Below are 7,910 nucleotides of genomic sequence, written 5' to 3'. Positions count from 1 at the left end.
GTACGCACCAAGGTGACGATCTTTTCGTTGAGCGGCGTCTCGGCCTCGACGGTCACCGGAACGGCGCCGGGCGTGGCCTCGCCGACGAAGCTCAGCGCCTCGGGCCGCAGGCCGATGACGCAGTCGCGCCCGACCGCCGCCTCATAGGCGCCGGCGAGATGGACCTGGACGTTCGACAGGCCGACATAGATGCCCTTGGCGTCGCGGGCCGGCTTGACGTCGAGCAAATTGATGGTCGGATCGCCGAACAGCCTGGCGATCTCGACATTGGCCGGCTCGCGATAGATCTGCTCGGGCGTGCCGAGCTGGCGGATGACGCCTTGCGACATCACCGCGATGCGGTTGCCGAGCGCCATCGCCTCCTTGTAGTCCTGGGTGACGTAGACGACGGTCGCGCCGCGGTCATGCAGGAGCCGCGGCAGTTCAAGCCGCATCTCGAAGCGCAGTTTGGCATCGACGTTGCGCAAGGGATCGTCGAGCAGGAGAATTGGCGGCGAGCCGACCAGGGCGCGGGCAAGCGCAGTGCGCTGCTTCTGGCCGTTGGAGAGCGCGCGTGGCTTGTGGCTCAGCACATGGTCGATCTTGAGCAACTTGGCGACGCTCTCGACGCCGGCCTTGATAGTGCCTTGCGAGGAGTGCCTGGCCTCGAGCGGCGTCGCGATGTTGTCGAAGGCGCTCATATGCGGGAACAGCGCGAAATTCTGGAACGCCATGCCGACGCCGCGGAACTCGGCATCGACATCGGTCATGTCCTCGCCGCCGATGAGGATCTTGCCCTCGTCGGGGTCGATGACGCCGGCAACCATGCGCAGAAGCACCGTCTTGCCGGCGCCGGACGGACCGAACAGCACCAGCGTTTCGCCGTCGGCGACGGTCAGCGACAGATTGTCGAGGACCGTCTGGCTTTTGTAGCGCTTGACGACATTTTTCAGTTCGAGGCTGGCCATCGGAGCTACCCTTTCACGGCGCCGAGCGACAGGCCTTCGACGAGATAGCGCTGCGCGTAGAGCGCAAGCGCCAGCGTCGGCGTGATCGACAGCACGATCGCGGCCGAGATCTGGCCGTATTGAATGCCGGACGAGGTGATGAAGGCCAGTGCGCCGACCGTCACCGGCTGCTTGTCGGCGGAGGCGAGCACCAGCGCAAAGACGAAATTGTTCCAGGCGAAGATGAAGGCGAGCAGGCCGGCGGCGGCGATGCCCGGCCCGGCCAGCGGCAGCGCGATCTTGCGGAAGGTGGCGAACCAGGAATGGCCGCCGATCCGATAGGCGTATTCGATGTCGGCCGGGATGTCCTCGAAATAGCCGCGCACGATCCACAGGATGAGCGGCAGGCAGATCAGCTGGTAGACCCAGATCAGCCCGATATAGGTGTTAGCCAGTCCAAGCTTCTGGAAATAGAGGGTGAGCGGCAACAGCACCAGCAGCGCCGGCGCGAAGCGGAACGACAGCAGCGTGAAGGCGATGTCCTCCGAGCCGCGGAATTTGTGGCGGGCGAAAGCATAGGCCGCGGGCACGCCGAGCAGCAGCGAGACGGCAACCGAGGTGACCGACAGGAACACCGAATTCCAAAGGTTGCGCATGAAGGCGATGTCGAGCGTTCCGGCCGCCGTCACCAGCTTGCCGGTGATCAGCGCCGTGTAGTTGGCGAGCGTCGGCTCGAAGATCAGCTGCGGCGGGATGCGCAGGATCGTCTCGTTGGTCTGGAACGACATCATGAAGATCCAGGCGATCGGGAACATGAAGAAGATGACCACCAGCGTGAGCGCCACGCCGCGCAGGATGCGTTCGAGAAGCGAGGTGTGTTCCATCCCTGCCTCCTATGCCTGGCCGCGGGCGCGTTCGCGCAGCCGGAGCCAGTTCTTGATGAAGATGTTGGAGAGGAAATAGGTGATCGCCCACAGGATGATCATCAGCGCCGCCGAGCGTCCGACATTGGTCGACTGGAAGAAGTTGAGATAGGCCTCGACCTGGAAAACGGTCAGCGTGTCGCCGGGCCCTCCCTGGGTCATCGCGTAGATGATGTCGAACTGCTGGATTGAATCGAGCAGGCGGAACAGCGTCGCGGTCAGGATATAGGGCGTCAGCATCGGCAGGGTGATGCGGAAGAACACGAAGCTCCTCGGCACGCCGTCGAGCGCGGCCGCCTCGAAGGGTTGCGTCGGCAGGCTGCGCAGGCCGGCAAGCAGCAGGATCATGATGAAGGGCGTGTAGACCCAAATGTCGACCAGCACGACGGTGAGCAGCGCTGTCGACGGCGAGGAGGCCCAGCGGAAGTCCTGCAGGCCGATGAGGCTGGCAAGGTAGCTAAGCACGCCGAAGCCGGGATTGGTCATCAGCTTCCACATCAGGGCAGCCAGCGCCGGCGCCGTCATCAGCGGCATCAACAGCATGATCGAGATGAAGTTGTTCAGCGTCGAGCGCTTCTGCAACAGCATGGCGATGCCGAGGCCGAGCAGCAGTTCGAGCACCACGGTGATGCCGGCATAGAGCAGCGACACCTCGAGCGTGTTCCAGAACTTCGGGTCGGTGAAGAACGAAATGTAGTTGTCGCCCCAGTTGAATTGCCTGGCCCATGGCTGACTCAGCCGGTAGCGCTGGAAGGAATAGACCACCGAGGTCAGGAACGGGATCAGGATGCCGATGCAGACCAGGAGCGCCGGCAGGCTGAGGAGATAGGGCAGAACCCGCTTGCTGATCCTGAAGCCGGAGGGTCTGTGGACTGTCGTCGCCGCGGTCATCGCGCTCTTCCGTTATCCCGGTTGCTCCGCCCTGCCGGCCGCCCAAGGGAGCAAGGCGGCCGGTCGGGCGTTGGCGAAGCATACCGCTTCGCCTCGCGAGTGTCGTTGAGGGTCGCGGCTGGCCCGCGTTGCGCGCCAGCCGCTGCCCGATATCAGCCGAGGCCGGCCTCCTTGAGCTGGCCGTTGATGCTCTCGGCCAGCTTGTCGAGGCCCTCGTCGATCGGCACTTCCTTGGCCACCATCTTCTGCAGCGTCGCGGCCCATTCGGTGGTGAGGTCGAAGAACAGCGGCTGCGCCGTGAACTTGATGCTGGCGCCGGGCGCCGAGGCGTCGAACATCTCGACATAGCCCGGATAGCTCTTGTTCAGCTTCTCACGGAACACCTCGTCCTTCCAGACCGACTGCCGGACCGGATTGACGAAGTCCATCTTGGTGGCGCCGAACAGGCAATGGTCGAGCCCGGAAGCCCACTGCAGGAAGTACCAGGTGGCGTCCTTGTCCTTGGAGAAGTTGGACATCGACAGCGACCAGATCCAGATGTTGGGCGTCGGCGCCTTGGCGGCCGGATTGGCCTTGAAGCCGGCGAAGGCGAGCTGGCCGGCCATCTTGTTGGTGCCGCCATTCATGAAGTAGCCGAGGATGTCGGCGTCGAAGATCATCGCCGAGGCGCCGGCGCCGAGATCGGTACCGACCTGGTACCAGGTGTAGGTCGACCAGTCCTTCGGGCCGCTCTCCTGGATCATCTGCACCCATTGCTTGTGGAAGGCCTTGGATTCGGCGGTGTTCATGGCAGCAGACAACTTGCCGTCGGCCGACACGTTGAGGTCCTTCTGGTCGAAATTGGCATAGGCCGACAGGAAGCCCGGATGGATCGTCGCCCAGGAGCGCGAACCGCGCACGCCGATGCCATAGACGCCGCCACCGACATCCTTGGTGAGCTTGGCGGCCGCTGCCACCATCTCGTCCATGCTGCCGGGAACCTTGACGCCGGCCTTGTCGAACATCGCCTTGTTGTAGGTGATGTTGTTCTGCTCGAAGCCCCACGGAATGCACCATTGCTTGGCGTCTTCCGAACCCAGCGCGCCGCCGGGCTTGCCGTTCCAGGCGCAGGAGTTCTTGACGCCGGGCAGGAAGTCGTCCCAGGCATATTTCGGATTGGTCTTGGCCGGGTCCTTGATCCACTCGTTGAGGTCGGTGATCCAGCCGGCCGGGCCATAGGTCCAGGTCATGTAGGCGCCGGTCATGAAGGCGTCGTATTCGGAGGAGCTCGCCGAGAGCGCCGCGGTGACCTTGTCGAAATAGACGTCTTCCGGGAACACGTCATAGACGACGTTCATGCCGGTCAGCTGCTTGAAATTGTCGAGGTCGGCGATCATCGCATCGGCATAGGGATGCTTGTTGAGCAAGAGCTTGATGGTCTTGCCCTTGTGCGCCTGCCAGTCGAAATCGGCGGCGAGCGCGCGGGTCTGGCCCAGATTGAGCAAGACACCGGCGGTGCTTGCGGCAAGGCCCATGGCGCCCAGTCCCCTGATCAGTCCACGGCGGTCGACTTGTCCACGCAGGAACGCGTCGATCAGGTCTTTTTCTTTCTCATGCATGTCCTCTTCTCCTCCACAGGGTAGTTTCAACCAAAGCGGTGCCGGCTACCCGACCGGCGTCTGTTCCACGAGCGATCGCGCCGTCCGCTCGTCGGTTATCAGGCCCTTGAGGTAGCGGCCCTCCAGCACTGACTTGATGGCTCGAACCTTCACCTTGCCGCCGGCGACGGCGACGATCCTGCGGTTGGCGATGTCCTCGCGGGCGAGCGCCAGGGCGCGGCTGGAAACCGTGGTCGCCACTGGCTTGCCGGCCTCGTCGAAGAAATGGCCAAGCAGTTCGCCGACGGCGCCGTTGCGGCGGGTCTCCTCCATCTCGCCCTTGTCGATCATGCCGGTGGCGACCAGCGAGGCCTCCTGCTCTGCGGTGCCGATGCCGGCCAGCAGCAGGTCGGCGGACCTGGCGAGATCGAAGACCTCGCTGACGCCCTTCTGGCCGAGCAGCACGGCGCGGTCCTCGACCGTGTTGGCGAACATCGGCACCGGCATGACATAGGCCTCGGCGCCGGTGCGCTCGGCGAGGCGATGGATCACGTCATGCGGGTTGGCCGAGAATTTGCGCGTCAGGCCGCCGAGCAGCGAGACGAAGCGGATCCCGTCGGCCGAGATGCGCGGCAGGTATTCGACGCAGGCCGCGAGCGTGCGGCCATGGCCGACGCCAATCAGGGTGCCCTCGCCGCGCTCGATCTCGCGCTTGAGGAACTGAGCGCCGGCAATGCCCAGCGCCTTGAGCGGCAGGTCTTCCGGATCGAAGTCCGGCACCACCTCGCAATAGTCGAGACCGTAGCGGCCGGACAGTTCGTCCTCCAGCGCCACGCATTCGGAGATCTCGCCGTCGATATAGACCTTAACCAGCCCTTCCTGGTTGGCCTTGGTGATGAGGCGATGCGCCTTGAGGCTGGTCAGGCCGAGCCGCTTGGCGACCTCGGCCTGGGTCAGGCCGCCGGCATAGTGAAGCCAGGCGGCGCGAGCGGCCATGCTGGTCTCATCGTCGCGCAGGAGGCCGTTGCCGAACCCAACCATTTCCGCCCTTTTGATATTTTTATCAGTTGCTGCAAAATTTTTCACAAGGCTACACCGGAGTCAAGCGGCGCCTGTCTCAAAATCGTGCAAGGGGCGCGATAGACGGCGCCAGTGCTCCGGGCCGCCAAGGAACCTTCAGCCCTTCAACGGGGTTGAAGTCGTTGGGAACAAGGAGTGGCGCGGCGCGCGCGCCTCTTTGAACGATGTTCGAGCCGCTTTGCTGCGATATGCCGCTTCACCCGACCTGGCCCGACCTCGCCGCGCGGCTCGTCTTCACACTCTTGGCGGGCTTCCTGATCGGTCTGAACAGGGAGGCACGCGGCCATACCGCCGGGCTGCGAACGACAATACTGGTCGGCCTTGCCGCGGCCATCGCCATGATCCAGGCCAATATGTTGCTCGACGTGGCCGGCAAGGGCACGGACTCTTTCGTCCGCATGGACGTGCTGCGTTTTCCGTTGGGTGTGCTGACCGGCGTCGGGTTCATCGGCGGCGGCGCCATCCTGCGGCGCGGCGATCTCGTGACCGGCGTCACCACCGCCGCCACGATGTGGATCATGACCATGATCGGCCTCGCCTTCGGCGGCGGCCAGTTCGGCCTTGGCGCGATCGCGACGGTGATGACGCTGGTGACGCTGCAGGCGCTGAAATGGGTCGACCTCAGGATCCCGCGCGACCACCATGCGATCCTGGCGGTCTCATGGCCGAATGGCTCTCCGCCGGTTCTCAGGGACATGGTCGGTCCGCTCGGCTATGACGCGCGCTTTATCGGCATGGAGCATGACGCCGACCGCGACCGGTTCGTCCATTCCTTCAATCTCGCATGGAAGCAACCGGATGCCGTCGAGCCTTCGGTGGAAATCCTGGCCGTGGTCGGCCGGCACTGCGAGGTCGAGCGCTTCGAGCTGATCAGCGAGAAGGCGGCCTGATCCTCGCTGAACGGCCGCAGCGGCAGGCTTACTCGCCTGCCTTGAGTGGTTCGGTGTCGGCTCGGATCAGCTTGATGTCCGCCCCTGCCGCCCAGGCGCCGATGTCTTCCCGACGCAGCGCTGCCGCCATCATATCTGGGAAATGATCGGGCGTGCAGGCGAAAACCGGAACCCCGAGCGCGGCGACCGATCCAGCCATCGCGGGATCATAGCCGGGACGACCCTGATCGGTGAGCGCCAGCAGCACGACGACATTGACGCCCGACCGGACCAGCGCTGCCAGCCGCTTGAGAAGCTCCTGGCCGTTGCCGCCCTCGTAGAGGTCGGTGATCAAAATGAAATGCGCCTTGGTCGGCCGCTCGATCCGCTCGGCGCAATAGGCGACCGCCTGGTTGATGTCGGTGCCGCCGCCAAGCTGGACGCCGAACAGCACCTCGACCGGATCGCTGAGCTCCTCCGTCAGGTCGACGATCGCCGTGTCGAAGCAGACCAGCTTGGTGCGCACCACCGGCAGCGAGGCCATCACCGCAGCGAAGATAGAGGCGTAGATGACCGAGCTTGCCATCGAGCCGGACTGGTCAACGCACAGCGTCACCTCGTCGAGGTCGACCAGCCGGCGCTGACGCCGCATGAAGCCGACCAGCCTTTCCGGCACGACCGTCTTGTGGTCGGGCTGATAGTGGCGAAGGTTCGCCGCGATGGTGCGCGGCCAGTCGATGTCGCGCTGCCGTGGCCGGTTGGTGCGCCGCGACCGGTCGAGCGCGCCGCGGATCGCCTCGGCGGTCTTTTGCTCGAGGCGCTGCATCAGCTTGGCGACGATGTCGGAGATGATCGAACGGGCGATATCCTTGGTCTTGTCCGGCATCGCCGAACGCAGCGAGACCAAATCCGCGACGAGATTGACGTCCGCCTCGATCGCCTTGAGGAACTCCGGCTCCATCAGCATCTGCTTCAGGTTCAGTCGCTCGAAGGCGTCCTTCTGCACGACCTGGACGACCTGCTCGGGAAAGAACGAGCGGATATCACCCATCCATTGCGCGACGCGCGGCGCCGAGCGGCCGAGCCCGCCGCGCCGTTTGCGCGGATCGCCGGCCGTGTCGCCGCTGTTGTCGCCATAAAGCGCGTCGAGCGCCGCCGAAAGCCGCCGATCCTCGGCGGAGAGTGCCGACGAGGACGCATCGTCGGCGCCGATCGCCAGCCGCCAGCGGCGTTCCCGCGTTCCTCCCGTCGGCTCGAGGTCCGGCCCGATCGCATCGTCATCCATGGCTGGGCTCCCCTGAAAGCAGCTTGCCGAGGAGACCAAAGTGCCGGCGCCAGGCTTCGCCGCCGTCGGGCGTCGGCGTCAGCCCGGCGGGCAGGCTCGCTCCTTTGCCGAGCACCGCTTCGATCAAACGCCGGCGCTCCATGCTGTCGAGGTTGGAGAAGACGCGGCGCAGCAAGGGCAGATGCGCAACGAAGGCCTCTTCGTCGAGTGAGGCAAGCCATGCATCGACGGCGCCGCGCAGACCCTCGTCATAGATCAGTCGCTGACCGGCGCCGCTGAAGAAGCCCTCGAAGAAAGCGGCAGCGTCGATGACCGGCGTCCCGGGTGACAGGCGCTTTGCCAAAAGGTCGGCCGCGCCC

8 protein-coding genes are annotated in these 7,910 nt (G+C 64.8%); 1 reads left to right on the top strand and 7 read right to left on the bottom strand.

The annotated features are described in order from the left end of the window. The 5 genes from EN742_RS16130 to EN742_RS16110 form a co-directional block, all read right to left on the bottom strand. Positions 1-947: ABC transporter ATP-binding protein (locus EN742_RS16130; protein WP_148670120.1), on the bottom strand; the 947-nt coding region annotated here is incomplete at its 3' end. 5 nt (positions 948-952) lie between these two features. Continuing rightward, entirely contained in the window at positions 953-1,810 is an 858-nt protein-coding gene (locus EN742_RS16125; RefSeq protein ID WP_126056078.1) for a carbohydrate ABC transporter permease, read from the bottom strand. 9 nt (positions 1,811-1,819) lie between these two features. After that, positions 1,820-2,740, bottom strand: coding sequence for a sugar ABC transporter permease (locus EN742_RS16120; RefSeq protein ID WP_126056079.1), 921 nt, complete (start codon positions 2,738-2,740; stop codon positions 1,820-1,822). A 152-nt stretch (positions 2,741-2,892) separates the two neighbouring features. Then, a complete protein-coding gene (locus tag EN742_RS16115) occupies positions 2,893-4,338 on the bottom strand; it encodes an extracellular solute-binding protein (protein WP_126056080.1) in 1,446 nt (481 codons plus the stop codon). 45 nt (positions 4,339-4,383) lie between these two features. Continuing rightward, positions 4,384-5,358, bottom strand: coding sequence for a sugar-binding transcriptional regulator (locus EN742_RS16110; protein WP_126056081.1), 975 nt, complete (start codon positions 5,356-5,358; stop codon positions 4,384-4,386). 227 nt (positions 5,359-5,585) lie between these two features. Here EN742_RS16110 and EN742_RS16105 point away from each other — a divergent pair, with 227 nt between their 5' ends. Further along, complete coding sequence (locus tag EN742_RS16105) at positions 5,586-6,287, top strand: MgtC/SapB family protein (protein ID WP_245482341.1); 702 nt, start codon at positions 5,586-5,588, stop codon at positions 6,285-6,287. 28 nt (positions 6,288-6,315) lie between these two features. Here EN742_RS16105 and EN742_RS16100 read toward each other — a convergent pair whose 3' ends face one another. Beyond that, the gene (locus tag EN742_RS16100) at positions 6,316-7,551 is read right to left on the bottom strand and encodes a VWA domain-containing protein (RefSeq protein ID WP_126056083.1); all 1,236 of its coding nucleotides are present in this window, start codon (positions 7,549-7,551) and stop codon (positions 6,316-6,318) included. After that, on the bottom strand, positions 7,544-7,910 hold a 367-nt coding region (locus EN742_RS16095; RefSeq protein ID WP_245492335.1), incomplete at its 5' end, for a DUF5682 family protein. The genes EN742_RS16095 and EN742_RS16100, both read right to left, overlap by 8 nt.

The organism is Mesorhizobium sp. M4A.F.Ca.ET.020.02.1.1, from assembly GCF_004022645.1.
Taxonomy (GTDB): domain Bacteria; phylum Pseudomonadota; class Alphaproteobacteria; order Rhizobiales; family Rhizobiaceae; genus Mesorhizobium.
This window is presented reverse-complemented; position numbering and strand designations above follow the sequence as displayed.